This window comes from Nitrospira sp., from assembly GCA_030692565.1.
In the GTDB taxonomy this organism is placed as follows: domain Bacteria; phylum Nitrospirota; class Nitrospiria; order Nitrospirales; family Nitrospiraceae; genus Nitrospira_D.
Map to the genome: position 1 here is coordinate 1 of JAUYAO010000039.1, position 1,286 is coordinate 1,286.

1 protein-coding gene is annotated in these 1,286 nt (G+C 63.1%); it reads right to left on the reverse strand.

Annotated elements, in window-relative coordinates:
• Positions 1-1,104 (reverse strand): hypothetical protein (locus Q8N04_09690; protein ID MDP3090939.1); only part of this gene is annotated, 1,104 nt, incomplete at its 3' end.
• Positions 1,105-1,286 lie beyond the last annotated feature (182 nt).

Consider the following 1,286-nt stretch of genomic DNA (forward strand, 5'->3'; position numbering starts at 1 on the left):
GGCCTTCTCGATCTCCTGCTTGCCGGAGGTCTGCCGGGCCTGCAGCGGATCCTGCGACGAGTTTTCTTCCTGAGGCTGCTGTTCCCCTTCCTGCGGCTGCTGCTCCGGGGATTCCCCCTGCGGCTGAGGTTGCGGCTTCTGCCCGGGCTGAGGTTTCCCCGACTGCGACTTTGAGGGTTTTGACTCGGAGGGCTTGGATTCCGACGGTTTCGATTCCCCTTCTGACGGCTTCCCATCGGACGGCTTGCTCTCGCCCGGCGGCTTCCCCGACTTGTCCATCGGCGATTTCTCGCTGGGCTTAGACTCGCCCGGCTTCGAGGACTTCTCGCCCGGTTTGTCACCGGGCTTCTCACCCTCTTTCGGCTTGCCGTCCTCGGTCTTCCCTTCCGGCGTTTCCTTGCCGTCGGGAGACTTCTCCCCTGCCGGCATCGGAGCCTGGTCGCCCGGCGGCTTTCCCGCATCAGACTTCTGGTCTCCGGACTTCCCCGACTGCCGGTCGTTCTTCGCGTTTCTGGCGGCGTCCTGCTCCTTGATCTTGTCGATCAGTTTCTGCGTGGCGTCGCCGACTCGCTCCTGTTCCTGTTCGGTGCCTTCGCCCAGCCGGCCGCGCTCGGTCGCCGCCCGCACGTCCTTCTCGCGTCCAATCAGCTTGTCGACGTCCTTGATCAGCTCCTGAATCCGCTTTTTCTCCGCCTCCAGCTCGTCCTTCCGGTCCTCGCTCTGCAGCAGATCCAGCAGCGCCAGCATGTGCTGTGTTACCGATTCCTGCTGTTCGATCGCGTCGCCGAGTTGCTCCTGCTTGAGCAACTGCACGAGCTGCTGCATCTGGTCGGGAATCCGCGACTCCTTGCTCCGACCGATCGCCCGCACGAGCAGCTCCGCCCGCGTCGGGTCGGTCTTGCGCAAGTATTCGGCAAGCTGCAACAGCGTGTTTTCGAACCGCTGATACCGCAGCGTCAGCGCTTCCTGATCGGCCGCCAGCGGACGGGCTTCCGCTTCGGACGGAGCCGGAGCCGGTTCCTGCGCCCGGACCGCAGGCAGCGTCATCAGCAGACACAGAGCGCCGCAGAGCATCTGCCGCCAGCAGGACATTCGCCAGGTCATGTCAGTCCTCCCCGTCGGGGCTTCACCGCGTCAGCGCTGAAAACTCGAAATCCGAAGCACGAAATCCGAAACGGATCCCGAACTCAAACGAACAACAGAGGCAACCACGAATGACACGAATCTGCACGAATCTCAAAACGAACATTCGGAACGACCGGGCCGAATCTGTTCGCTTCTCCTCC